This window comes from Chroococcidiopsis cubana SAG 39.79, from assembly GCF_003991895.1.
In the GTDB taxonomy this organism is placed as follows: Bacteria; Cyanobacteriota; Cyanobacteriia; order Cyanobacteriales; family Chroococcidiopsidaceae; genus Chroococcidiopsis; species Chroococcidiopsis thermalis.
Window position 1 is genome coordinate 1 of the sequence record NZ_RSCK01000001.1, and the last position, 24,941, is coordinate 24,941.

Annotated in this window: 26 protein-coding genes and 1 pseudogene; 14 read left to right on the top strand and 13 right to left on the bottom strand. The window is 48.3% G+C overall.

Annotated features, from left to right (window positions below; genetic code table 11):
• Window positions 1–27 precede the first annotated feature (27 nt).
• Complete coding sequence (locus DSM107010_RS00005) at window positions 28–1,224, bottom strand: MBL fold metallo-hydrolase (protein WP_199755322.1); 1,197 nt, start codon at window positions 1,222–1,224, stop codon at window positions 28–30.
• A 48-nt stretch (window positions 1,225–1,272) separates the two neighbouring features.
• Window positions 1,273–1,722 carry a protein tyrosine phosphatase family protein gene (locus DSM107010_RS00010; RefSeq protein WP_106166364.1) on the bottom strand — a complete coding sequence of 150 codons (450 nt, stop codon included), beginning with the start codon at window positions 1,720–1,722 and terminating at the stop codon, window positions 1,273–1,275.
• A gap of 92 nt (window positions 1,723–1,814) precedes the next feature.
• Here DSM107010_RS00010 and DSM107010_RS00015 point away from each other — a divergent pair, with 92 nt between their 5' ends.
• From DSM107010_RS00015 to DSM107010_RS00050, 8 genes are all read left to right on the top strand, one after another.
• A complete protein-coding gene (locus DSM107010_RS00015; RefSeq protein ID WP_106166363.1) occupies window positions 1,815–2,186 on the top strand; it encodes an ArsR/SmtB family transcription factor in 372 nt (123 codons plus the stop codon).
• Window positions 2,187–2,514: 328 nt separating this feature from the next.
• Window positions 2,515–3,705, top strand: coding sequence for a PcfJ domain-containing protein (locus DSM107010_RS00020; protein ID WP_106166362.1), 1,191 nt, complete (start codon window positions 2,515–2,517; stop codon window positions 3,703–3,705).
• A gap of 120 nt (window positions 3,706–3,825) precedes the next feature.
• Window positions 3,826–4,761: a hypothetical protein gene (locus DSM107010_RS00025; RefSeq protein ID WP_106166361.1), complete on the top strand. Its 936-nt coding sequence runs from the start codon at window positions 3,826–3,828 to the stop codon at window positions 4,759–4,761.
• Between the two features lie 187 nt (window positions 4,762–4,948).
• Window positions 4,949–5,134, top strand: a complete 186-nt coding sequence (locus DSM107010_RS00030; protein ID WP_106166366.1) for a hypothetical protein — start codon at window positions 4,949–4,951, stop codon at window positions 5,132–5,134.
• A 115-nt stretch (window positions 5,135–5,249) separates the two neighbouring features.
• Complete coding sequence (ssb, locus tag DSM107010_RS00035) at window positions 5,250–5,645, top strand: single-stranded DNA-binding protein (protein WP_106166360.1); 396 nt, start codon at window positions 5,250–5,252, stop codon at window positions 5,643–5,645.
• A gap of 106 nt (window positions 5,646–5,751) precedes the next feature.
• Window positions 5,752–6,171: a hypothetical protein gene (locus DSM107010_RS00040; RefSeq protein ID WP_106166359.1), complete on the top strand. Its 420-nt coding sequence runs from the start codon at window positions 5,752–5,754 to the stop codon at window positions 6,169–6,171.
• Window positions 6,172–6,575: 404 nt separating this feature from the next.
• Window positions 6,576–7,205, top strand: coding sequence for a ParA family protein (locus tag DSM107010_RS00045; RefSeq protein ID WP_158631702.1), 630 nt, complete (start codon window positions 6,576–6,578; stop codon window positions 7,203–7,205).
• On the top strand, window positions 7,136–8,122 hold the full coding sequence (locus DSM107010_RS00050) for a ParB/RepB/Spo0J family partition protein (protein WP_106166357.1): 987 nt from the start codon (window positions 7,136–7,138) through the stop codon (window positions 8,120–8,122). The genes DSM107010_RS00045 and DSM107010_RS00050 overlap by 70 nt, the downstream gene beginning before the upstream one ends.
• A 90-nt stretch (window positions 8,123–8,212) precedes the next feature.
• Here the strand turns inward: DSM107010_RS00050 and tnpA are convergent, their stop codons facing one another.
• Window positions 8,213–8,611: an IS200/IS605 family transposase gene (gene tnpA, locus DSM107010_RS00055; protein WP_106166365.1), complete on the bottom strand. Its 399-nt coding sequence runs from the start codon at window positions 8,609–8,611 to the stop codon at window positions 8,213–8,215.
• 45 nt (window positions 8,612–8,656) lie between these two features.
• On the opposite strand from tnpA, the gene DSM107010_RS00060 reads away from it, so the two are divergent.
• The 3 genes from DSM107010_RS00060 (at window position 8,657) to DSM107010_RS00070 (ending at window position 10,672) form a co-directional block, all read left to right on the top strand.
• Window positions 8,657–10,033, top strand: coding sequence for an RNA-guided endonuclease TnpB family protein (locus DSM107010_RS00060; protein ID WP_106166356.1), 1,377 nt, complete (start codon window positions 8,657–8,659; stop codon window positions 10,031–10,033).
• Between the two features lie 69 nt (window positions 10,034–10,102).
• Complete coding sequence (locus tag DSM107010_RS00065) at window positions 10,103–10,351, top strand: hypothetical protein (RefSeq protein WP_106166355.1); 249 nt, start codon at window positions 10,103–10,105, stop codon at window positions 10,349–10,351.
• Window positions 10,352–10,483: 132 nt separating this feature from the next.
• Entirely contained in the window at window positions 10,484–10,672 is a 189-nt protein-coding gene (locus DSM107010_RS00070) for a hypothetical protein (protein ID WP_127022013.1), read from the top strand.
• A gap of 274 nt (window positions 10,673–10,946) precedes the next feature.
• On the opposite strand, the gene DSM107010_RS38030 is transcribed toward DSM107010_RS00070, so the two are convergent.
• Window positions 10,947–11,120, bottom strand: a complete 174-nt coding sequence (locus DSM107010_RS38030) for a hypothetical protein (protein ID WP_158631703.1) — start codon at window positions 11,118–11,120, stop codon at window positions 10,947–10,949.
• Between the two features lie 57 nt (window positions 11,121–11,177).
• On the opposite strand from DSM107010_RS38030, the gene DSM107010_RS00075 reads away from it, so the two are divergent.
• From DSM107010_RS00075 to DSM107010_RS00085, 3 genes are all read left to right on the top strand, one after another.
• Window positions 11,178–12,638, top strand: coding sequence for a toprim domain-containing protein (locus DSM107010_RS00075; RefSeq protein ID WP_127022018.1), 1,461 nt, complete (start codon window positions 11,178–11,180; stop codon window positions 12,636–12,638).
• Window positions 12,639–12,792: 154 nt separating this feature from the next.
• Window positions 12,793–13,008 carry a hypothetical protein gene (locus tag DSM107010_RS00080; protein WP_158631704.1) on the top strand — a complete coding sequence of 72 codons (216 nt, stop codon included), beginning with the start codon at window positions 12,793–12,795 and terminating at the stop codon, window positions 13,006–13,008.
• Window positions 13,009–13,154: 146 nt separating this feature from the next.
• Complete coding sequence (locus DSM107010_RS00085) at window positions 13,155–13,685, top strand: hypothetical protein (RefSeq protein WP_106166352.1); 531 nt, start codon at window positions 13,155–13,157, stop codon at window positions 13,683–13,685.
• Window positions 13,686–13,797: 112 nt separating this feature from the next.
• Here the strand turns inward: DSM107010_RS00085 and DSM107010_RS00090 are convergent, their stop codons facing one another.
• The 9 genes and pseudogenes from DSM107010_RS00090 to DSM107010_RS00130 form a co-directional block, all read right to left on the bottom strand.
• The gene (locus tag DSM107010_RS00090) at window positions 13,798–14,433 is read right to left on the bottom strand and encodes a hypothetical protein (RefSeq protein WP_181246289.1); all 636 of its coding nucleotides are present in this window, start codon (window positions 14,431–14,433) and stop codon (window positions 13,798–13,800) included.
• Window positions 14,434–14,926: 493 nt separating this feature from the next.
• Window positions 14,927–15,577: a hypothetical protein gene (locus tag DSM107010_RS00095; protein WP_106166351.1), complete on the bottom strand. Its 651-nt coding sequence runs from the start codon at window positions 15,575–15,577 to the stop codon at window positions 14,927–14,929.
• A gap of 31 nt (window positions 15,578–15,608) precedes the next feature.
• The gene (locus tag DSM107010_RS00100) at window positions 15,609–15,875 is read right to left on the bottom strand and encodes a hypothetical protein (protein WP_106166350.1); all 267 of its coding nucleotides are present in this window, start codon (window positions 15,873–15,875) and stop codon (window positions 15,609–15,611) included.
• Window positions 15,876–16,140: 265 nt separating this feature from the next.
• Window positions 16,141–16,860: an AAA family ATPase gene (locus DSM107010_RS00105; RefSeq protein WP_106166349.1), complete on the bottom strand. Its 720-nt coding sequence runs from the start codon at window positions 16,858–16,860 to the stop codon at window positions 16,141–16,143.
• Between the two features lie 28 nt (window positions 16,861–16,888).
• Window positions 16,889–19,378 carry a Mu transposase C-terminal domain-containing protein gene (locus DSM107010_RS00110; RefSeq protein WP_106166348.1) on the bottom strand — a complete coding sequence of 830 codons (2,490 nt, stop codon included), beginning with the start codon at window positions 19,376–19,378 and terminating at the stop codon, window positions 16,889–16,891.
• Window positions 19,379–19,613: 235 nt separating this feature from the next.
• A pseudogene (locus DSM107010_RS42770) lies at window positions 19,614–20,671 on the bottom strand (aldo/keto reductase).
• Between the two features lie 117 nt (window positions 20,672–20,788).
• Window positions 20,789–21,460, bottom strand: coding sequence for a nucleotidyltransferase family protein (locus tag DSM107010_RS00120; protein ID WP_106166347.1), 672 nt, complete (start codon window positions 21,458–21,460; stop codon window positions 20,789–20,791).
• Window positions 21,447–22,634: an XdhC family protein gene (locus tag DSM107010_RS00125; RefSeq protein WP_199755324.1), complete on the bottom strand. Its 1,188-nt coding sequence runs from the start codon at window positions 22,632–22,634 to the stop codon at window positions 21,447–21,449. The genes DSM107010_RS00120 and DSM107010_RS00125 overlap by 14 nt, the downstream gene beginning before the upstream one ends.
• Window positions 22,635–22,695: 61 nt before the next feature.
• On the bottom strand, window positions 22,696–24,930 hold the full coding sequence (locus DSM107010_RS00130; RefSeq protein WP_127022021.1) for a xanthine dehydrogenase family protein molybdopterin-binding subunit: 2,235 nt from the start codon (window positions 24,928–24,930) through the stop codon (window positions 22,696–22,698).
• Window positions 24,931–24,941: the final 11 nt, after the last annotated feature.

Below are 24,941 nucleotides of genomic sequence, written 5' to 3' on the forward strand. Positions count from 1 at the left end.
CCCCCCTTATTTGCAGAGAATGTGGTTTCAAAATCGCCTTGTTTGCAGTTTCATCTCTCGATGTTTGCAGTTCGCTACATCTAACACCGTGACATTGGGATCGTCTTTGTGCTGGTTCAACTCATGCACAGTCCATTCGCCCAGGTGTTTCAGGGGTAAACCTGCGTTCTGCCAACTCGTCATGCCATCGTGGAGATAGCCAGCAATGTTGTCATAGCCGAGTCTGAATAACTGTTGGGAAGCTAAAGTCACGCCGCGTTCGCTTTCCAACACCAATAAAATTTTCTTCTCAGGGTCGATCGTCCAACCAACCCAATTTGGAAATTCAGGACGCAGGGCAATGTTAATTGCTCCAGGAATATGTCCGCCGCCAAAGGCGAGGATGGATCTGGCATCGATGACAACGGTGTTTTCATCCTGCATCAACTGCTGGAATTCTTGAGGTGACAGCGGCGGTAAAATTGGCACGTCACCTAAAACCTTTGCACCTTTGGCATTGACTTTCTTTAATCGAGCGTAGTGCGTCGGTGGTTCTGGCATTCCGCCTAAAATCCACTCCACAAACTCTGCTTCGCTGCGTTCTTTGAATGCTTCGCTAAAGATTCGCTCGTTACCGATCGTACTTTGTCTGCGATCGCCAATCGATTTGCCACAGGCACTCCCCGCACCGTGAGAGGGATAGATTTCCAAGCGATCGCCGAGTGGCACGAGTTTGTCGAATAACGAATGATATAGTTGTGCTGCCAGTTTCTTCTCAGTCCCTCCACCCAATAAATCGGGTCGCCCAACATCTAAGTTAAATAAGGTATCGCCCGTAAAAATGCCAAATGGTGCTTCACCCTGCTTGGCATCGGAGATCGAAAAGGAGACGTGTTCGGGTGTATGTCCTGGGGTATGTAAGGCGCGTAGGGTCACGTTACCGAGTTTTAATTCGTCGCCTTCACTCAGCTGTTGTATCTCGAACTGGTAATCGCTACTCTTACCACCGGATATCGGCGCACCCGTTCTCGCTTTCAGTTCGTGAGAACCGGATACAAAGTCGGCATGAATGTGAGTTTCGATAATCTGCACGATTCTCACACCGAGTTCTCTTGCCCTTTGGATGTAAATATCTACGTCGCGGCGGGGATCGATAACTGCTACGACTCCTGCTTTATCGTCACCCACAATGTAGGATAGGTGGGCTAATCCCTCGGCGTTGATTTGTTCAAAAACTAGTGCCATTTTACTTTCTCCTGCAATCGTAAATTAGGCGATCGCACTCTACCTGGCTTATTTCTGCTGCTGGTGTGTGGCAACGTAATGCTCTAAAAACTGCTTCATTTGAGGATTGGCATTACAGTCAAAGCCAACTTCGCCTGCTTTCTCAAACACTTGCTCTGGTGTCATGCCTTGGCGTGTTGCCAGGTTCATAAACGCCATTGCACCCGCCCGCATAGAGCTAGCGCAATGAATCAAAGCAGGTTTAGGTAATTTATCGATCTGCTCTAAAACTTGGGTAGTTAACTCGTCAGTCATCTCGTTTGGCTTGACTGGAATATTGGCATATTGCAGTCCTGTGGCTTCTGCCTGTTGTTGCTCGTTGTGAAGAAAACCTTGCTCGTCAGGCGATCGCAAATTCAGCACGGACTTGAAACCCTCGGTAGATGCCTGCTGCAACTGCTCTGGTGTTACCTGTCCTGCCACTGATAGCTCGCGATCGATCTGTTTGATGTTTTCCATGCTTACCTTATTAGTCTTGATATACTCACCATATTGCCAACTGGTAATATAGTAGTGTTTCTGCGTTAGTTAGATGTTGTTTTTAGGTTTGTATGCTAAAGCCTTCTCCTCAAGCCCTTACCCCAGTTGCGGAGTTTTTCAAAGTCTTGTCCGAAGTTAGTCGGTTGCAAGTTTTGTGTTGTCTTAAGTCTGGAGCGAAAAACGTGACGGAAATTATCGCCGCAACTGGGCTAGGACAAGCGAATGTTTCCAAACAGCTCAAGATGCTAACGCAAGCAGGTATGGTTGTTCGCCGTCCGCAGGGAATTAGCGTATTTTACGAAATCTCCGATCCAATCGTGTTTGAGCTTTGCGAAATAGTCTGCGTAGACGCAAAGCGGCTTGTCGTCAGACATCGCCTAGCAGTAAGACTTGAGGAACAAACCCAACAGCTAGAGGAACTTCAAAACTTACGCGATCGCTAAATTTACCTAAAGGAATTCTTTGTCTTTGAATTGACAATATGCCAAAGTCCAGTCCGGCTAAATCCACCGCATGAAGTTCGCGAAGCTTCCTGGCGGCAGAAGTTCCTGTCTTTTAGACAAAAAATACTGACACGACGGCAATTATTTGTCGTATCTGCTGAATCATTCTTCTGCACGAGTGGCATCAATTGACAGGTTCGTTCGCAGCTCGCCATAGATAAAAAATGCTGTGCATCGACATAGAGAATATCGATGGAGCGCGACAATGGACAAGACTTACAAAATTGCTGCCAACGGTGGCATTTAATGGCAGGGGAAATACGGCATCTTGTTTCTCGACCGTGCAGAAAATAAAGTGACGTTGCGGTTGCGCCAAAAAGTGAAAGGCGAGTTTAAAACTACCAAATGGCTCTGCTTTTCCCTGAGAACGGGCAAGTTGCGCGTCTATATGTGGAGCAAGCGATATGGAGTGCGCGATATTACCTACAGCGACATCGAGTGCATTATTTACAGACTTGCGAAAGCGGCGCGTGTGGGTGGTTCTGACTCTCGGAATCTACCGATAGCATTGGCGAAGCAAGCCGTAGCCGAACTGTTGCAAATCGATAAATGCCGCAATCTCTACGAAACAACTATCGCTGAGGTATTACCATTTCTCCAACAATACGATTGCATTCCTCCGATTCCCGCCATACTGCGGCAGGGATTGAAACGAGAAAATCTTAAGGATGCTGTCAAAATCTGGTTTGGTAGGGATAGCAGGCAGTTGCTCAAACTCGTGGCGCGACTGCTGGAAGCGCAAGTAGAATATGAGAGGAAATGTCTGTGGCAAGTTCAAAGTAACTGGTTGGCGCTAGCAGTATCCTTCGCCCAGCAGTGGCAGCTCGACTACATCCACACCCTATTAGAACTCAAGCCAGTCGAAATCGATCCCAAACAGGTGCATCACCTATTGCAACAATATTCTCCCCAGCGGGTGCTGAAGTTGCTGGAGTCGGTAGCAGAAGAGTACAATGGCAGCTACCTGTTAGATGCAGCTAACATGTATTGGCAGATGTCAAAGGAGCTGCCCCACTACGAACTGCCCCCGCGTCCGCGAACGCTCTGCCAGTTGCACGACTGGATACAACGCGACTACAATCGCTTTCGCAGCGAACGAGAAGAAAAACGCCGCCTGCCGATCAAAATGCTGGGAAAATTAGACGGCATGGCAGTCAACGGTCTTGTCTTTGTCATCCCCAGAACCGCTCGGACGCTTATTGAGTGGGGAAACGCTCTGAATATTTGTATTGGTAGCTACGCCGACAAAGCCATTAAACGGCACTGTTATTTGCTCGGCGTTATCGCAGAAGCAGAGCTGAAATATGCCATCGAGATCGACCGTCAAGGTCGAATCGTGCAGTTTAGCGGTCGGAGAAACAGCCGCCCAGATGCTGAGGATCGAGCGGCAGTCGAAGCATTTCTGCAACCGAGGCTGGAAGAACTATTTCCCAGCAAGTCACAGGCGATCGCAAGTTAAACCCGTTCGCTAAAGAACGCACCTAGGATCTCTGCCTTACCCACGAAGGCAGAGGTCTAATTTTTTTCTAACAACGAAAGTGCCTGCACTCTCTCCAGTAAGAGTGCAGGATATATTCATATGAAACCAGGTTTCTATGCTGTCGTTGGCAACAGCGACTACATACGCTTAAACAAGCGTAGAATACCCATTTGGGAACTGCTCGACGAGCATCCTACGGGTTGGTTGCGATCGCTCACCAGCCGACCCACAGTGATGCCCGACCGCCAGCCAATGATTTGGGATTGCGGCGCGTTTGGCTACCGAAATCTCGACATTCCTCAAATTCGCGGTAGATTCGTGACCGCACATTTTTGTATCTACCATTACGCACGTTTGAGTAAACCTGGAGATGCGATCGTCGCACCAGATTGCCTGCTGATTGGCAGTCAGATTGACCAGCGCCGAAAATTTAATTGGGAACAGGCAATTCAATTTATTAAACTAGCTGTATCGCAGTTGCCCGAGCAAGTGCCAATGGCAGCCGTTCACGGACTTACCCTAGCCGAACGCATCCAACGAGCGAGCGAACTATATGAGATAGGATATCGTGCCATTGGGATTGGAGGACTGGCAGCGGCAAGAGATTTTAACAGCAGCCTAATTGCGATCGCGGCAACTATTGAAGCAATACGTCAGATTGACACAAACGTTCACTTTCACGTTTTTGGACTTTGTAGCCCAAGATATGCCAAAGCTTTTCACCAGCTAGGAGTCAGTTTCGACGGCTCCACCTACGCCAAAGAAGCATTTATAGCTCGTAACTTCTTGATGAATCAAGCTGGCAGGCTTGTTCGCTATCCCGCCGCTAGAACCGATACCAAGGCGATCGCTCCCAGATGCTGCTGTCGCGCCTGCAACATTCTACGCCAGTATCAAATCGATCCCAGATATTACGGCAAGAGCAGGCAGCATGATGTCGGCAGACTTGCTCACAACCTTAATCAACTACTGCTAGCACACAGTCATGCTACGAGTACGCTAGCAGCATCTGGGCTATTCCAGCTCCAGTGCTAACTGCCTTACTGTTTGCTTGCTAACATGACGAGGATAGTGAGTTTGTATCCAATCTAGTCAAGGATTGGCATGATGCAGTATTTTGAGTCAATTTTTTACTGCCTAATCTGATTTCTAGCAACTGGTAGAAATTGCAATAACTCGAAGCGCGTTGCACGAACGAGAAAAGTTATCGATCGCCAACAATATGAACGTTTCATCCACGACAAACAATACACTTACACTATCCTTCGATGCACTTAACGAAATATCCAACAGGCTGCGACAAGCAGGCGCAGTATTTTCAGTCAAAAAAGCCGGAAAAGACCGCTATCAAATTATTCTCAAAAAACCACCAGTTGCAGATGTTACAAAGCTTTTGGATAAATCCTGACCTGAGTTTTCTCCGTGCCCGCGCACAGAGCGACTCAAACAATAATACAGTCGGGATTCTGGGCGATTAAGTGCTTCGCACGCCCGATCGGAACCATTCATCTCAACACGGGTATATGACATATCTAAATTCCGTCACAGTCATCGGTCGAGTTAGTCAAGATCCCAATGTGCGCTATTTTGAAAGCGGAGCAGTCAAGGCATCGGTCTCGATGGCTGTACGTCCGCCATATAAAGCTGAAGAACCGCAGTGGTTTGACGTAGAAGCCTGGGGAGCGCAGGCAGAAGTGATTGCTAACTACGTTCGCAAGGGGACTGGGTTAGCCGTCAAGGGCGAACTGGTATTCGACCATTGGGTTGATAAAAACACAGGCGCACCTCGCAGCAAAGCATTCATCAGAGTCAAGCTGCTCGAATTGCTAGGTTCACCCCGCGAACGGCAAGAATCTGGTGCGGCGATCGGCGAGATTCCAACGCCAGACCTCGCCACTATCGCCAACGCCCAGTTCTAATTTCAACAACTCCAACTGTACCATTTCCCCAATCTCCTTAAGAGTGGAAATTGGGGAAAGGGCTTGCGCCCGTATTACCAACGTCAAACACTATCCAAATTAACTCATGATTATCGCCACTCTGACGATCGCTGTAGAAACAATTAACGAACAACACGACACCGAAGGCATGAAAATCTGCAACGGTGTCGCGTCGATTCAAACCTACTCAAAAGACGGTCCCGTGACCGAACAAATTAACTACCGCTGCCGAGGCGCTGGTGCTGTCCAAGTCGGTGCAGCAGGTACAAACGCTCAAGGTATAGCTATCGGCTACGTAGATTTCATTATCGTTAACCAAGACACCTACAAAGAAAAGATTCCCTGCCTTGTCATCGATAGCTTCATTCCCAGCCAGTCGGATACGATCTCTGCTACGCCCGCGCCTGACGCACCCGAACCCGTACTTGCAGGAGTCAGTGCGGCGGTCGGTAATGGCAGCATTCCTCAGATAGAGGACGACACCGACACGAATATACCATTCTAATCGCCGATCAATTCAACAAAATATACAGAATTAGTGTCGCCTTCGTGCTGGCATTAATTCTTTTTTTCTGTTAAACAACATAATGTGAAATGAAGTTTGCTCCCAAGTCATGCCATTGGAGCAAGTGTATGGAGTTCGTCGAGCAAATATTCGGGCTGAAAATCGCTTTTGGCGTATCTGCCTAGACAATCGTCTTTTGTGGCAATAATAACTGAGCTTTGTAACACGCTTACTGGCTAGATGATTAGATGCTTCTTAACTAGGAAGGAAACAAGAAACATAGCACTCGAAGCGAGAAACGAATCGATAGTTATACTTCACCCAAATGAAGTTCCTTGTTTTTTTTGTTGACCGCACAACTGATGCAGTTTAAATTTGTCTGTACAACGAGGAGAAGTATTCTTGTGCAACCAAGTACGAAATTTATTACTCTGACTTCTTACAAAGGCGGTGTGGGAAAAACGACTAGTGCCGTCTGTCTGAGTTGCTTGTTTTCCAACTACGGACAGGTTATGCTAATTGACTCCGATCCAAATCGCTCGGCAACTGCTTGGGCAAGTGCGGGAAACTTACCGTTTAAGGTAGCAACCGAGAACACGGCAACAAGGCTGATGGCAAAAACTCACTTTGATTTCGTCGTGATCGACACGCCTGCCCGACCTGCCGAAGCGGAAATGCAGGAGCTAGTTGAAGGATGCGATTTACTACTACTTCCTACAACTCCTGACTCGCTCGCCATGAAAGCAATGATGCTTACCAGCCAAAGTTTACCCCAAGGAACAAATTACCATATCCTCCTGACGATGGTGCCGCCGCCACCTCAGAGAGACGGAGAAGACGCGCTCAAGGTGCTGCAAGAAAAAGATTTTCCTGTTATAAAACATAGCATTAGATTGCTGAAAGTCTACAAAGATGCAGCAGCACTAGGGCTACCTATCAATAGTATGAAAGGAGGTAAAAAAGCATGGCAGGATTGGATAGAACTGGCAAAACTCAGTCCGATATCCGAGCTGATAAATTCCGAGATATCCTAAACTTTGTCCCAGAGAATTTATCAGAGATCGCAGCCAATGCCGAGCGAGATGAGATAAATTTTGACGGCCAGCATCAAATTGGGTTGAGCGAGATTTGTCTGCCGCAACAGCAACCACGCCGTTATTTCGATCCTCAAGCTTTACAAGAGTTAACCAGTTCGGTCAAACAGCATGGCATTCTTCAGCCCCTACTCGTGCGCCCTCTCCCTGAAGGGAGGTATGAATTAGTTGCAGGAGAACGGCGTTACCATGCTGCTAAAGAAGCCAACTTAGTCGAAGTCCCTGTCGTCGTGAGGGAACTTAGTGACGAAACTGCTTTGCAACTAGCTCTAATTGAGAACTTGCAGCGAGAAGATCTGAACCCTGTAGAAGAGACAGAGGGAGTCTTACAACTACTAGCACTCAAGTTAGAAATAAGTCTACCGGAAGTAGCGAAGCTACTATACCGAATGCAGAACGAAGCGAAAGGAAAAGTTACCCATAACGTTATGGGTAGTCTGCCAAAACAGATCGTCCAAGCTACATTTGAAGCTATCGGGCTGATGGATTGGGAATCTTTCGTGACTAATCGCTTGCCTTTACTCAATCTCCCTAGCGACATTCTAGAGGCTTTACGCCAAGGAAAGATTGCTTATACAAAAGCTCAGGCGATTGCTAGAGTCAAGGATGAAGAGCAGAGACAAGCTTTGTTAGAGACAGCGATCGCCGAAGACTTATCTCTAAATCAAATTAGAGAACGGGTAGCCAGTATTGCTGACGAGCAGGCAAATTCAATTAGCAGCGAAACTTCATCATTGAAAAATCGTATGGATGCGACCTACCGCCTGGTGAAAAAGTCAAAAATTTGGGCAGACCCCAAAAAGCAGAAGCGACTAGAGAAGCTTCTAGCAGAATTAGAAGCATTAGCCTCAAAATAATTACAGAAAGCGGCGTAAAGCCCACGACTAGAAGTGCGTGGGCTTTACGCCGCGTCGGTCAAGCGGCTCGATGCCGCGTAGAGCGACTATTCAGCGCGATCGCTGCGACTCGATATATTTTTTTATAGTATCGCTAGAAACACTACCAGCCGTTGAAACAAAATAACTGCGAGTCCAAAGACTAGGAAGTTTTTGTTTGAGCCAAGGAAATTCTTCTCTAAGTGCGTGAGAAGTAGCACCTTTAATTCTTTGAATAATTTGTGAAGGAGCTAGCGTAGGCGGGCAGTTAAGAAACAAGTGGACGTGGTCAGAGTCTGTCTCTACAGCCAAAATCTCGCATTCAATTCGTGGTGCGATATCTTGAATCAACTCTTTGAGTCTCGTGTCTAATTCTCCTGATAGAATCTTTCTTCGTCTGCGGACAATCCAGACAAAGTGATAATTCAATAAACTCACTGAAGTATTAGCGTGTCTGTACTTTTGCCCCATAAAAGCTATTGATTTTTGGTCTACTGCTATGGTATTGTAGACCACATGAAACAAGTCACGACCACGCTAAAAATTAAGTTTTTGAACTTGAATCACGCTAAAGCTCAACTATTCGAGCAGATGACGGCGGAGTGTACTGCTCTTGCCAACGAGTTGCTCAAGTTGAAGATCGAGGAACGGCAAAAACTGACCACAGCTAAGGTGGTAACGCCATTGCGGTCAGCTCTTGCCAATCAGGTAATTCGACAGGTTAAAGGCTTGGCGGGATCTAAAACCAAAAACTACAAAGTGCTGCCCCCAGAGGTGAATAACCAAAACTGGAAGTTGCATAAGTGTGGCGAGACTTATTCGGTTAGTTTCCCTACGATTCAGGGGACAAAGCGAGTTCCCTTAGAGGTGGTAGGCAACCATTGGCAACCGATACTAGAAAAGCTGCTAGCAGGAGGCATCCAACGTGGCACGCTAAAACTAATTAAACATCGGGATAAGTGGTATGCCTGTTTATCAGTAATTCAGTGCGTTACTGAAGTACAGTCTACTAATCGAGTAGGAGTAGATAGGGGACAAAATCAAATCGCTGTAGCTGCTACGCCACAGGGCAAATCTCTCTTCTTTCGAGGCAGAGAAGTCAAGCATCGCCGTCGTAAATTCCAGCGTCTCAGGCATCAGCTACAGAAGGCAGGTAAGTATCGTGCCGTGAAGAAGTTGCGAAGGTCTGAGACAAGATGGATGTCTGAAGTTAACCATACCATCAGTCGTCGCATTGTCGAATTTGCAATTAAGCACGATGCCGATGTGGTGTTAGAGGATTTGTCTGGTTGTCGGCAGACAATGAGACAGACCAAAAAATCTCGTAGTGACGCGGGTGATAGTCGCCATGCCTGGGCGTACTACGACCTGGAACTGAAAATCGCCTACAAACTCGCCCAAGTTGGACGAGAAGTACATATTCGACCTGCTGCCTACACGTCAAAAACCAGCTCCTATGATGGGAGGTTGGGTAGACGTGATGGACATTGGTTCTACGCTCCCACAGGCGTTCGCTGCAATTCTGATTGGAACGCAGCCAGAAATATCGCTATGTGGGACGGTAGAACTTGTTCTCTAGAACCACAGGTTTTAGAGAACGGGGCTTTTGACAATCCCCGCAGTATACGATTTGGCGAAGCAAAAAGTGGCGGAACCTTATTTGAAGGATCTGTGCCTAGTTGTGAATTGTCGGCGGGGTCTGAAGGTTCCGCCACTTTTTCAAGCCTTCCTTGTATTAATATTGCCAGCCAACCAGAAACGGGTAACTGCAACTCTATGAATACGGCTGAAGGGAGAGTAGAGTACGTGCAACTGTCTCTATTCGATTGTACCTCTAGCCGGGCTAGACAAGAGAATCCCACGACTTTTACGAACGAAGCGGCAGCGCAGTGAGTGCAGTCGTGGGAGTGTCAATTCTTTCGTTATCATAGCGTTTACACAGCAACCAGACTTTCCTATTCCATGCCATCTAAACAGGTTTTCGTGAGAGAATACACTGTCCGCGCCCACGAGCGGACAATTCACACTCGCCTATTCAAGTTGATCTGCCAGCAGTGCCAACAGCCTACAGAAAGAGAATCTTATGGTCCCAGACCGCTTTATTGCGAAACTTGTCGTCCACCACACCAGCTTCAAGACGCGAGCAAGTTGAAAAAGCGCAAACCCAGACCCATCTTGGTCAAACGATCGAAGTCGAAAACAAAGTCTTAGTACCTTGCGGATTAATTGCAGTCATGGGAAAAATCCGTTGACGATCGATGTATTGATAGTGCGGTGTTAGTCGTTCCCTATACCCAGACAAGCTGCTGATGGTCTCGCCACCTCACTACAACGGGTGAGGTATTGGAACAATGCAAGCGATCTTGCATAGCGCAGCAGCAGAAAGGGCGGAAAGAGGTTGGCTGGCACAGCGTTAAGGCTAAGCTCGAATACAATCGTTCTGCCCTGTTCCACCTTCAGATGAAAAAGTATACGCCAGGAGCGATCGCTAGCTGCTTGACAGCAATCTTAGAAAAGCAATCTTGTCGCTAGCGATTTCCTACTGCAACCGAGCTAAAAAACTGTTTTCAGAGATTGCCACGCCTCAATGAATCTGGTATAAATATTTACAGATAGGGTGTTCTCAGAAAAATAGTAATTTTCCCAAAGTTTAGAAATAGCTAAATCTACAACCACAACTCTGACAAGTTGGCAAGTTCATCGCGATCGCTGACAGTTTGAATTGAGTTTAACTGAAGATTCTCTGCGCCCACAGTTTCGAGGGCAGTAGGGTGGGGTAACAGCAGTCGCCTACTTCTGGGAAGGGTTATTTTCCATCTGCTGCAAAGCGCGATCGCCATTCCAGGATAACTTTCTTTTCCACAGCAATTGTATCTAGCTTGTCAGATGCCGTTTGCGGCTTCTGTCGGCAACAAAGCTGCAATACAGAAAAACAGAAAACATCAGCATTTAGCACAAGTATTCCAACTATTCCACGCACTAACGCTCCAGGTTCGAGCGAGTGAAAATATCGCCCGAATGCGACAACACACTAACTATGCCTGAATCAGTTACGCCTAGCCAACCCGACGCTGTTAAGAAACAACTTCTGCCGCAGCCAACAACAAAACCAACTGTCGCCTTCAATCGAGCTGCCCTCGACCACTTTAGAGAAAGGCAAAGAGAACGAGAATTGCTAACGCAGCAAATCCTGGCACTGCCTTTAGAAGACGTGGCGACCCGATTGGGCATGGCACCTAAGAAAGGAGAGAAAGGCAAGTGGTGTAACGAGCAATTGGGAAACATTTCCCTGACAGCAGGTAAAGGCTGGTACGACTGGAATGCAGGCGTGGGCGGGAAAAATGCTACGAGCTTGGCGATGCACGTTCTAGGAATAGACCGACGAGCAGCGAGGGATTGGTTGGCAGTCCAGTTCGGATTATCGCGTCCATTTTACTGCGTCTCCTCATGCAGTTCTGCTGCTACTAGACAACGGCGTAAACCGATAGCCAGCACGAGAAAAGAGCGAACAAGTCGTTCGTTCGTCGTCCCCACACCGGATGAAAGCAAGTGGATGGAAGTTCAGTTCTATCTGGTGTCACAACGAGCTTTACCTCTGGAGCTAGTAGAGGCACTCCATCGAGAAGGAAAAATTTACGCCAGTGGCATTGCGCCAGCCGTACTCAAAAGCCTGCAACAGCAAGGGAAAAATGGCAAAAAATTGACCAATGCTGTATTTACCAGGCAAGACTTGCACGGCGAAGTTAAAGGAGCCTCGCTCAGAGACGTGCGGGGTAAATTCAAAGGACTGGCGGAAGGCTCTAGAAAAGATATAGGTTGGTTTTTCTTCGTGCAGGGGAAAGGGGAAGTACAGCGGATCGCCCTTGCCGAGTCAGCCATCGATGCAATGTCGGTGGCTACCTTGACTAAATACAAGCACTTAACCACTCTCTACATCGCTACTGACGGCACTGGTACGCTGCCACTCGAATTACTGCGCGATTGTCTCGCACGGGGAGGGCAAATTATTCTAGCCCAGGATGCCGATAGAGCGGGAGAGAAACAGGCGTGGAATGTCGTCAAGGCTCTAGGTAAAGGCAATATTATCCGTGCCGCGCCAAACCTTGGTAAGGATTGGAACGAATTCCTCCAAGCAACAGTGACAGCAACTCAGTTAGAACGATGGTGCAAGACTTCCGAGTGGTGGCGGATCGCGCAGGCGATAGGCAAGTCAAACAAGTACGTCCAAAGAGTAAAAATTGTGGCGGCTGAGGTAGAAAGCGGTCAGCCTCTGTCAAAAGAGGCTAAAGCATCTATGGAGCGAGACTTTTGTCAGTGGCGAGAGATTGGAGCCGATTTATGGAAATGGTGGAGAGCCGCCGTCATGCTAGATAAAACTGCTGACGACTTACAACAAATTGCCGATACTGCTTTGGCTTTTTACGCAGAGCAACACCCCTTACCTCTAACCGCAGAAATACTACTGCAAATGCAGCAGGATATTGAATTGTTGCGGTAATTGTAAGGTCTACATTTGCAAATCCAATCCGGAAAAATCTAAAAAATTGCTTTGCAACAGCTATAAAAGCGTCGATTGGTCGCAACTTACTCATATATTGATCGCAACTTACTCATGAACGAAAAATCCATTTATCAAGCCATTGATTCAGCCTGTGGCGAAGAACCGCGCGATTTTACGTCCCAGGAAAAGCAGTACATCCTTCACTGCCAAAGTAGCAATGACGAGGGCGATCGCACCTTTTTGGATGGACTACTATTTTGGTTTGAGTCAACAGCAAGTGATGGCTGTTGGACCCAAGCAAATGTTGAGTTTATGCATGGCTTGTACTAAAACCGCTCCTGACTGGAAGAAAATGTCAGGCAAGTAGTTATTTTTATGCTGTAGTGCAAAATCATCTCCAATTTCAATATCATCTCCATTTTCAATCTGGTCGCACTTCCTTAACACGAGCCAAACGACAAATAGGGACAGTGCTAGCGCACGCATATTTGACAAATATCAGTCTTCATCACGATGTCTCTAAAAGTTATTGGCAGAATTAATACTGGCTTGGATGACTTGTATGCTTGGTGCGAACTACAACTCCTCAAGCATGAAGTGAAATCTACTTATGCACTCCACCGGCTGGAAAAATGGTATCGAGCAGGCAGCAATCTACGTAGCGGTGACGCAGAAAAAGTATTTCGCACTGATGAACCAAAAAGACGGATCGTCAAGCTCGGCGACAGACTCTTACCTGGATGGCACAGCGAACTTGTATGCAGTGGCGATCGCCACAGTGGCACGTCTACCACGATCTCAAATCACCGCGACCACACCCACTTTCAAGGACATGCCATACTCATCAATCTTGGCGAAGCTATCTATAGAGAGCAATTGCGGCGTAACGACGATAGCAGTTGGCAAGAGTACAAGCTTACTGATGGCATAGTCGTATCTATCAATACTAAACTCATCCATAGTGCCGAACAGATCTCAACTGAACGCTACAATTTGACATTCCGTCACTTCAAGCCAGAGTATTTACAGCTATTGCAACATTAGTAACCCTGTCATATGTAATATCAGTCTGTGCTTGCAGACCGATATTACCTTCTTTCAATCGGAAAGCTGCGGTTCACAAAAACTCCGTCCATAAAGCTAAATTTTTTCATAGTTACTGCTTTAACCAGACCCAGATGCCTTCAAAGTCATAAAATCCCAGGCGCTGTTCTAGTTGAAATCCTCCCAACAATAAGGCTAACCAAATATTAACTAGTGGCGACGAACCTTTAACCTCATTCTCTGGCGCAACTAGATCCTGCACTTCTCGTACCAACTGGGCTAGCGCCAAGCACTCTGCCTTTCTGTTCTCAAAATAATTGGCGATCGCCCGTACCCAAACCTCTATATCTTCTGCATGGGCAATGTCAAGCAGCTTTTGCTTCATTGCATCGCTATCCAAGTCAGAATCAGTTTCTTCTTCTAAAGCTTGTAGCAGTGTTTCCTTGTCCAAGACAGCTACAACCGAGCAACCGTCATCGGGAAACTGGTTGGGCTGACGATCGGGTGTTTTTCTGGGCAGACTTGGTAAAGGCTCGATGAATTGCTCGAAATCAACTTGCATTGTTTGCCGCACGTAGCAATCGAAAGCATCTTGGGGCATGACTGGTCCATCATGGCTCGTCGTTGCTTGGATTTCCTCAAACGTCAATTGCGATCGCGCTTCAAACACATTGGTAATTTGTACAATTGCCTCGCCTGCCACCTGCAACTGTATAGAGCAATCGAGATCGACAATCGCTGCTTCCACTTCTTGCCACAGCGAAGCCAGCTCCGCGTCTTCCGGCTCAGTCTGTAGGGATCGATTTAAATTGAGATCCGAATCTATATCAATCCCTATCTTCGATCAAGCTTGTGGCACTTAGCCTTTAATCGCTGCAATCTCGAACTGATGGTGCTTTTGGCAAATTTATCATTTTGCAACCCACTCGAATCAAGCGGCTGGAAATGCCTGACATTTCGTTCGATCTGAAATTGTTTTGCAGAAGCACGATCGCTTCTCTTATTGCCGATTTCCTAAACAGAGGCAGCGTTTCTAGGTGTAACTCAACTAAATAAATCTAACAAACGTGACTTAACCCTATCGCTAACTCTATCTGTCCGTTTCCAAGACTATCCATAACTCTATCTTTCTCTATCTGGTTCAATGCAATACCTCTAGCGCAGAAATAAACCCTGCTGCCAAGACTCACTGATATTAAGCTGGGCATTCTACTGTCCTGAACGTAAAAACTTCTGCAAGTCTATGTCTTGCTTGGGCGTTTTGCTTTCCCTTCAATTTGATGAATACAATGAGTATTAGAATCATAGAGGATTCCATCCGTGCATAAGAAAGGTGCTTTGGCTCCAGTATCGCGGATGAGTTGATAGATATCTTCATTGCCTGCAAAAAACGGATGGCAATAATGCTTCAGTTGGACATAGTTGAGCTGATAAAGCTGAGCCACCACGGTTCGCACCACCTCATTGCTCGCATTCGAGCAGGCTTGTAGTTGACCGATACTAAACGTTTGCAAAATCCTCATACTCGTCCAGATACGCTGGAGTGCAGTCCGAAAGCGGAAGGTATGTCGAACGGGTTTAGCCTTCTTAACCCCTGGCACTAGCGGTTTAGAGTTGAGGCGGTAGAATTTCAGCTCTGAATAGTAGGTAGGATCTACTTGAAATCGAGCCGGAGTGCGACTCTCGCTTTCAACTGGGGAGGAATTGCCAAGGCGACGCAGGAATCCTGCACTTTCCAAGTGAGAGAGCAATAGGGTAGCTTCGATTTCATTTAGGCGGCTCCAAAAGGCGAGTTGGTTGCCATCATAAGTTGCAAGCCACACATCAAGCCAACAAGGTTGTTGATAAAACTCTTCGGGCTGCTCGAAAGTTGCAGCGATCGCCGCGATCATGATTATAACCTCTAGCGTGCTTGAATAAACCTCAGATATCGATTGTTCTCCATTCCACAGCGCCAACTCCTTCAAAACCTAAAGATGAAAGATAGGTGAGTAGAACTTCGATAAAATCGACGGATTGAGCCAGTAACCCTTGAATGTGCTCATTCTGCCAATCGAATTGACCGTAGTAGCCCGGTTCAGCCACGCGAGCTTCAATCTCGATCCAAGCCGGAATTTCACTTGGTAACTGCGTGCAGAAGAACACGCCCACCAGAGCTTGGCAGGCAGGCTCTCGACGTTTAATATTCATTTGCGATCGTCAAGTTTGTGTAGTTGAGCCGCTCAACAAACAATGACCAGTGACCAGCAAAAAAACTTTTTTCTATTGAGAGTTAGAGTCCCCCACTTCTTACAGGTGGAGCAATTCATGTGGGGTTGAAATCCCCATTTGAAAAAGTGGTCACTGGTCACTGTAAAACCGATCGCTGATTTAACCGCAACCCAAAACCTCGATTGCAGAGCGCAACAGTTGCGTGTGAGCAATTAGCGCGAAGATGTAAGCGAATCGGGTTGCCTTACTCCTCCTGATAGTCTACTTGCCACGTGAAAAAGAATGGGCGATCCGCCCACTGTTTGGCATCGATCTCGTTCCACTGCTGCACTTTGGCAAATGCTTCGATGCGGCTGAGTCCGACTGCGATCGAGCGAATACTACCTTTAGCAGCTTGGTGCAATCGTTCGAGCAGGTCAACTTGCACCTCGACTAAACACAATTCCTTGGCTAACCGTTGGGTGTCTTCCAAGTCACAGGGCGAAAATTTAACCCACTGGGAGATCCGTCCTGCGACAATTTTGCGCTGAGCAATCTGTTTTTCCAGTTTCTGCGAACCAATCAGCCACACGGGAAGTTCGGCTCGATCGTGAATGTCGCGTGCTGCATCGACCATGCGCGGATTGTGCAACAAATAATCGGCTTCATCAATAAACAACGGGCGCTGGCTCAGCTTCATTTGAGCGACAATCGCCTGCAACATTTGGGCTGGAAAGCGAGGGGGTGCGATGGATAATTCTGCTAGAATCGCCATCAGCATTGTGGTGGGCGACCATAATGAGACTGCCCGCACGTAAATGCCGTTTTCCCGATTCACCAGCCAAGCTGCTGCGGTGGTTTTACCAAAGCCAGTTGGAGCATAAATCAAGCCCATCCTGGGAATCCCTGGTTCGCGTCTTTGGGATTCTTGAAAGCCGCTCGATAGACTGACAATATTCTTCGTAGTGACAATTTTATATCGCATGGTTCTGATTTTTAAATGTTGTTGTGAATTAATTCGAGACGCATGACGATCGTTGTCCCTGCTCTAACCAGGTTTGAAAGTGCTGCTCTTCTGAAGCGTTGGTATACGCTTTGAGCACTCCTAATCCTTCAGGTTCTCCAATGTAGTGCAGGAGGCTTTGTTTGTCTTCCCACGACATCTCCTGTTGAGTCCGCCATTGGGCAAGAGCAGTTTCTAACAGAGGGCGGCAATCCACTATCGCAACGGGCGCGATCGCCCCACCTGTGAGCCAATCCCGAAATCGCTGTTCTTCTGATGGCGAAGTCGTCACAGCCGTGAGAAAGCCTTGTCCTTCGGGTAAGGACAAATGCTGGATTAATTTCTCCAACTCACTCGGTTCCAAGGCAGGAAGAATTTGCTGTTGTTGCCAACGAGCGACTAACTCTTCCAGTTGTTGCTGGCGCGCTCTCTGTTGCTCTTGCTGAACAGCTTGTTTTTCAAATTCTGCCTCCAAGCGCTGTAGCTCGTGATGATAGGTTTCGAGGTCGATTGCCAGGGGGCGATCTTCTGAAGAGCAATCAGCCGCCGCGATTGCCTCGGTTATGGCTTGAATTGCAGGATAATCGTGAATTTGGAATTGAATGGTTTGCAAGAGCGATTGAGCTGTCTGACCAATCGGTAGATACGGATCGCTTGCTAATTTGTGCAGCAAGGCTTTTCCTCGTTTGTGAATTTGGTTCACGGAGCGCAGCAGGACTTCATACAGATGTCTGGCTTGATTTGCGATCGCCGCGAGATCGACATCTTCTGCTTGTCGCCACACAGCTTGGCAGATAAATTCAGTTAACTCGGCACTGTTGTAGACATAGACAGTGCGAGGCTCGTTTGGATCGAAGCAAACATAGACGTATTTACCAATCCAGGTTGATAGTTTTGCGGCAACATAGAGCCGACCTCCAACCGAAATGCCTTGTCGCCCCACTTTTCGCGTTCCCTGCTTGTTCGGTGCTGCCATCATGAGAAAATCTAACTCACGCGGATTTTGAATCGTTCGTTTGCTCCAGCCTCCATTTGCTGCTTCTGCCAACACTTCCAGTGGGGATTTACCTTCGAGTCCGATTCCGGCTCGCCCATGTGGACGCTGCTCATATTCCACACACCACAAGTCACACCATCGCTGAAACGATTCGATCGACATCGCGAGTTCAATACAACGGCGATCGCGACTGGGGGACTTTCGGAGGGATTGACTATCTCCCACGCCATGACCGACAAAGAACGGGTTTTTGACCAGATCGCGATGTTGAAACGTGCGATTGAAGCGTTCGACAAACGGCTTTTGTTCGGGATGTCCGGGTAAGCAGCGTAAATCCTCGGTATCGACACCCAAATTCGCAAGAAAGCGTTGAACGCGACGACTGAGATATTCTTTGCCACGATCCGTGCGAATTTGTTCAGGAACGCCCCACTTCAGAATGGCAGCCGCGATTGTTAAACAAACGGCTTCAGCATGGGTGTGTTTTGATACTTGCAGAATCACTCGTCGAGTGAAGACATCAATGCAAGCGAGCGCAAACACGCGCTCGAGTCGAATTGTGCCTGCTAGTTCGGATTGGCACTCGACAGCCACGCGCATTGTGTCGATCTCCCACACCTGGTTGGGTCGGAATACGTTTTGCGATCGCGATCCAAACGCCGGACTCACCAATCCTTTTGCGCGATCGGGACTCATGTACAATGCCCACTTTTGCGGATGAGTGGAGCGAAATCGTCTCAGCCACTCACGTAATTGTCCGAGGGAGCAATTCTCTGGATCTAAGCCAAATTCAAGCTGCAAAATGTCGTAGATTTGGCTTGCGCCCCAATGCTTGCCGCCCGCAGCAAGACAGGCTTCGATCGCTATTTGCAAATTTGGATCTGAGTCAATTCTTCCAGTTCCACGACGATGACCGTACTTTCCGCCGAGAGCTGTAATTTTCTCTGCTTCGCGACGAAGCTTCTGCTTTGCTTTTAGCTGACTCCGAGAAAGATGGGGAAGATAAGCATAAACCCAGTTGGGCAATGCCAACTGTTGATTGTTGTAGGTTTGAACGAATGCTGTATCTCGCTCAAGTACCGTTTTGAAGGTATTGAAATCGCACCAAGCTTCGTAGGCTCTGAGAATTGCCAGCCAAGCATCCGTGCGTTGCTCGCTCGTCGTTTTGACTTTAGACTGGACTTGTCGTGGCAACGTTTGATTCACGGTTAAAGGAATCATCATTGCAGTATGAGCGGTTTTCTCGATTAGTGCTTCCTGAGTTTGCTTCGGAAGACTGCCGTAAGCGTACTCTTTGCCACCGCCGCGATCCATTCGTTGCCGAGACTGCCATTGCTCAGCTTTGGCTTTTCTTGTAACATTGTTGGGCAAGGATGGTAGTCCTGACAACCCAGCTAACTCAAATGCTGAGTACCACTGTTTCATGGCTCCACGCGAATTGCTCCCTAGACGCTTCAAGTTATGAAATGATGAGATCGTAATGCTGTTAGTACCGATCGCCATTGGCTACACCCTTGCGGCGAGCGGCGAACAATGCTTAAAAAACGGGTACAGCTGCTTCCAGCGCTTTTTAACACTCTTATCTTCACCAGCCAATCCATCCACCCGTGACTTCAACGAGGCTACCGCTGGTAAAACTACTGTCATCTGCTCCCAGATAGAGGTAGGTTGAGGCAATTTCTTGCGGTTGCCTAGAATGCCCAGCAGCCGAGCAAATGTCTGCTGCTGCTGGATAAGCTTACCGTTTGGGGCGTGTTTGACCAGTCATTTGCTCCAGCTTTTCGGGGTACCGTGCCCCTTGTACCGCGATCTTGGAAGCGACTTCATCAATGCCATGCAGATTGTCGGGCGTGAGTTCGACCGAGACTGCCCCGATGTTTTCCTCCAGGCGATGTAGCTTCGTAGTGCCTGGGATTGAAACAATCCAGAGCTTTTGAGACAGCAGCCAGGCAAGTGCAATCTGAGCAAGGGTTGCCTGCTTCTGTTAGGCGATGCTACCGAGCAGATTAATCAGAGCCTGATTCGCCTTGAGCGCTGGGGGCGTGAAGTGCGGCAGGGTGCTGCGGAAGTCGGAACTGTCGAAGGTGGCGTCTTCGTCGATTTTGCCCGTGAGAAAGCCCTTGCTCAGTGGACTGTACGGGACAAAGCCGATTCCGAGTTCCTCCAGAGTCGGTATTACTTCCTGTTCAGGCTTTCTCCACCGAGCGCGAGTATTCGCTCTGAAGTGCCGTCACAGGCTGAATGGCATCTGCGCGATGGATCGTTTGCACGCCTGCTTGGCGAAAGTCCAAAGTGCTTCACCTTCCCTGACTCAATCAGTTCCTTTACCGCTCCTGCTACATCTTCGATCGGCACGGTCGGGTCTACGCGGTGCTGGTATAATAGGTCGATCGCCTCTACCTTGAGACGACTGAGGGATGCCTCCACAACTGCTCTGATGCGATCTGGGCGGCTATTCAAGCCTCCTGTGCGCCGTCCCGTCGTGGGATTAATATCAAAGCCGAATTTGGTTGCAATCACAACCTTGTTCCGGATCGGCGAGAGGGCTTCACCGACCAGTTCTTCGTTGATGAACGGACCATAGGCTTCCGCCGTATCGAAAAAGTCCACGCCTCGATTCACGGCTGCATGAATCAGCCGAATTATCTCGCGCTTGTCCTTGGGCGGATTGTAGTTACCACTGTTCATACTCATACAGTCCAACCCAATCGCCGAGACTTCCAGTGAACCCAGCTTGCGGCGCTCGCTTACAATCGGTTGGGTGGCTGGAGCACTAACGCCGACGCGAGGGAACATCACCGTAGCAGCCGTAGCCAGTCCTGCTAGGAGCAACTCGCGGCGATGAAGTCTGAAGAAACTATTGGCTCCAGCTTGCTCGATCGGTGCTTTGCTCATATCTGTGTCTCCTTAATATCAATCCCATGCTTTCCTGATGCACGACCAATTAGAGTGCTTTTCTAGTAACCCATCTACATGACTGTTAAGCATTTTCTCAAACTGCTCGTAATCGGTTGGGGTGTCTAGATCGATCGCTCCTGCTGGAAAAGAAACTGGATAGACTTCCTGAATGTGCTGCCCAATTACCCGCTTGGCTCCCGTTACTACATCGAGCATCATCAATTCGGCAAACAATTCACGACTAAAAAGGGCCGGCACACCCAAAGTTTCTGCGTATTCTGAAGCAACGATCGCACTATGGGTAGAATAGTACGCTTTTACAAGTCGATCGAGCTGTTGGGAGGAAACCAAGGGTTGATCGCAAAGGATAACAATCGTTGCTTGTATGGTTTGGCTGGTAGCAGTTAACTTGGCAATACCAGCACGGATTGAAGTTCCTATTCCTTCTGCCCATTGTTGGTTTTCAACGACTTGCAAGTCAAGGTTATTGACTTCAGGTTTGATTTGCTCAGCATAGGCTCCCAACACAACTATAATGGGATAGCATTGGGAAGCGATCGCCTCGATTGCAATATGCCGAAGCAAGCTGCGGCCTCGATATGGCAAAAGTTGTTTGGGTCTACCCATTCGAGTAGATGCACCCGCTGCGAGAACGATCGCAGCTACAGTTGGTTTAGATGCTGACATAGTGTCGCTCGGATACAATAGTTATACGGTCGTCGTATCTGGGATGAATCGATGAAGCGCGATCGCGCAATAATCCACCTTGACGATTAGCCAGGACTGCTTGAATTTCTGCGACGATTGCGATGGCGATTTCTTGGGGTGTATCTGCCCCAATATCAATCCCTACCGGAGCATACAATCGTTGTAGTTGTGCTTGGGTATAACCGATCGATCGTGCATGTAAATCCTGAAGTAGTTTTTCGCTGCGCTGCTTTGAACCTAAAACACCTATGTAGCTCACAGCTGACTCAAGAAGCATTTTTAGCAGTTCTAGATCGTGCAGGTAGTTATGTGTCATCACAACAGCAACAGTACGTTCGTTGACACAAAGCTGTTGCTGTGCGGTTTCTGGACGAGTCAGAATGATGTTGTCCACAAAGGGAAAACGTTGATGAGTTGCAGTATTTGCGCGGCTATCTACAACAGTCACATCCCAGCCTAATGCTTTAGCAAAATGCGCTACAGGTACAGCGTCATGACCTGCGCCAAAAATAACTAGCGATGTCGGTGGTTGAATAACTTCTATGAATACTTCCGCGCGACCTGTTGATAATTTGTAGGTTTTTGTACAGGACTGACGATCGCATTGGGCAGAGCGTGCGTCGGTCAGGATAGCTTGAGATAGGTGTAGATCTTCAATATTAGCAATCTTATTGCGACCGCGTAACACGCAGCGATCGCCGACCTCCACCCTTACTTTTCCCTCCACATAAAAAACAGTAGCGACAACAACTTGCTGCTTGTATTGAAGACACTGACTCAGAAATGCAAATGGGCTAAGTTCATTATCAAGCTCGACACGTTCGATCAGTACTTGCACCATACCATTACAACCTAGCCCAAGTCCCCAAATAATATCCTCTTGCGAACTTGTATCATACTTGACAACAATGGGCTTACCTGAATGCATCACTTGTTGGGTACGCTCGAAAACATCGTTTTCCAGACAGCCGCCGCTAATTGTTCCTACCATCCGACCCTTAGAGGTCATCAACATTCGCGCACCAGGTCGGCGATAGGTAGAGCCTTGAGCTTTGACCAGGGTAGCTAGGAATACTGTCTCGCCATTTTGTTGACTTAACTCCAATGCTTTGAGGATTGCTTGAGCTTCGTTCATCTTAACTTTTTGCCTCATTTCTTCGCTGCGTCCAACGCTTCAACTACCGTGCGCACTTCATTCATCAAATTGACCTCACTCACAGCAGCTTGTCCGGTGTAATCGGCAGATCCCTGATGCGTTTGCCCGTGGCATGAAAGATAGCGTTGGCGATCGCCGCCGGAATGCCAACCATGCCAAGTTCGCCCATGCCCTTGACTCCGAGTGGGTTGACGATCTTATCGTCCTCCTCAACGAATATTGTTTCGATCTCCAAAATATCGGCATTAACCGGCACATGATAGTGCTGTAAATTGGGATTCATGATGCGCCCATAGCGGTGGTCGATTTCAGTCGCCTCTTGCAGCGCCATCCCAATGCCCCAGACAACGCCGCCGATTTCCTGGCTGTGCGAAGTTTTCGGATTCATTATCTTGCCGCTGGCGGTCACTTCAATGGCGCGCGTGACGTGGACAGTCCCCACATCTGGGTCAACTTTGACTTCCACAAATTGAGCGCCGTGAGCGCCAGTCGCGTATTTTTCTCTTTCCGGTGATGGTTTAGCTTCGTGGACATCAACCAGTTCGGTCAGATTGTTCCGCCGCATTAACTCGAAAATATTTATCGATTGCGACGAATTATTTTTGCTTTGCAGCTTTCCGTCAAGCAGCTCGACATCTTCGATTTTCGCTGTCTTGAAAGGCGAAGCCGTATCTTTATTAGCCAAATCTAACAGTTTTCGTCTGATGTTTTGTGCCGATTCATAAATCGCCGTGCCGACGCTCGCTGTGGTGAATGAACCGCCCTGCACTGGCGCTTCTGGGAATTTCGTGTCGCCGAGTTCAAACTTCACTTGTTCGGCGGGTAAACCGAGGTATTCGGCGGCGATCGAAGTCATCACCGTGTAGGTTCCAGGTCCGATGTCCGCCGTGGCGCTCGCGACGTGTGCGGTGCCGTCGGACTTCAAAGTGATTTTCGCCGATGCCGGTCGCTGCCACGCGCCCCAAACTCCGGTCGCCATTCCCCATCCGACCAGAAATCGTCCGTCCCGCATCGAACGCGGCTCGAATTTGCGATTCTTCCAGCCGAACTTTTCCGCGCCGAGCCGATAACATTCGCGCAGAGCCTTGCTTGAGTATGGTTTTTTAGTATCTGGATCGACTTCGGTGTAGTTGATCAGCCGTAATTCGAGCGGGTCTATTTTGAGCGCGTAAGCCAGCTCGTCCATCGCGCATTCGAGCGCGAATATTCCCGAAACGGCACCCGGAGCACGCATCGAGGCAGGAGTTGGCAAGTTGGTTCTAACAATTCTTTGCGGCGTATCCGCATTTGGACAAGCATAAAGCGTGCGCGGAAATTCCGTAGTATTTTCTACCCAATCTTGGAAAGTTGAGGAATTATTTCTTGAGTCGTGAACGATCGCCGTCAGCTTTCCGTTTCTTTGGGCTCCGAGCGAAACTTTCTGCCAGGTATGCGGGCGATAGCCGTGTCCCGTATACATCTGCTGCCTAGTATAAACCACTTTCACGGGACGCTTGATGACACGCGCCGCCATCGCCGTCAGCGCCGGGTAATAATTCGGTCTCAGAGATGAGCCGAACGCTCCGCCGACAAACGGCGAAATCACCTGCACGTTTTCTTCGGGTATGTTAAAACTCGTCGCTAAATGCTGGCGAACGACATAAACGCCCTGCGTTTTATCGAAGATCGTCAGCTTATTGTTTTCCCAAAAAGCGATCGCGCCGTGCGGCTCCATCGGGTTGTGATGCTCGATAGGAATCGTGTATTCGGCTGCGATTTTCACAGGCGCAGATTGAAAAGCCTGCACGGGATTTCCGCGCGGTTTTACGGCATCCCGTGGAATGGCAGCACGCTGTGGATCGATAGCAACAGCCTTGTCCAATGAACTTTCCAGATCGGTCGTCGGCTTTTCTTCGTTGTAAGTAGCCTTGACGAGGCGTGCGGCATAACGCGCCTGCTCGAATGTCTCAGCCAGCACGAGGGCAATCGGCTGCATGTTAAAGAAAATCTGATTCGATTGCAGCGCGCGAAAAGATTTATCGCGTTCATCCAAGCCGGTCGACGAGTTTAGTTCTGGGGCAGTAGGCGGCGCGGGCTTCGGGTAGTTTTCGTGGGTGAGAATGCGAATCACTCCGGGCGCGCGGCTCGCCTCCTTCGTGTCAATCGATCGAATCGTGCCTTTGGCAATGCTGCTCGTCACGATAAAACCGTAAGCGAGATTGGGAACCTTAAATTCCGCAGCGTATTTAGCCTTACCCGTAACTTTTGCGACACCGTCCACGCGGCTCATTTCTTTTCCGATGTATCTTGCCATTTCTTTTATCC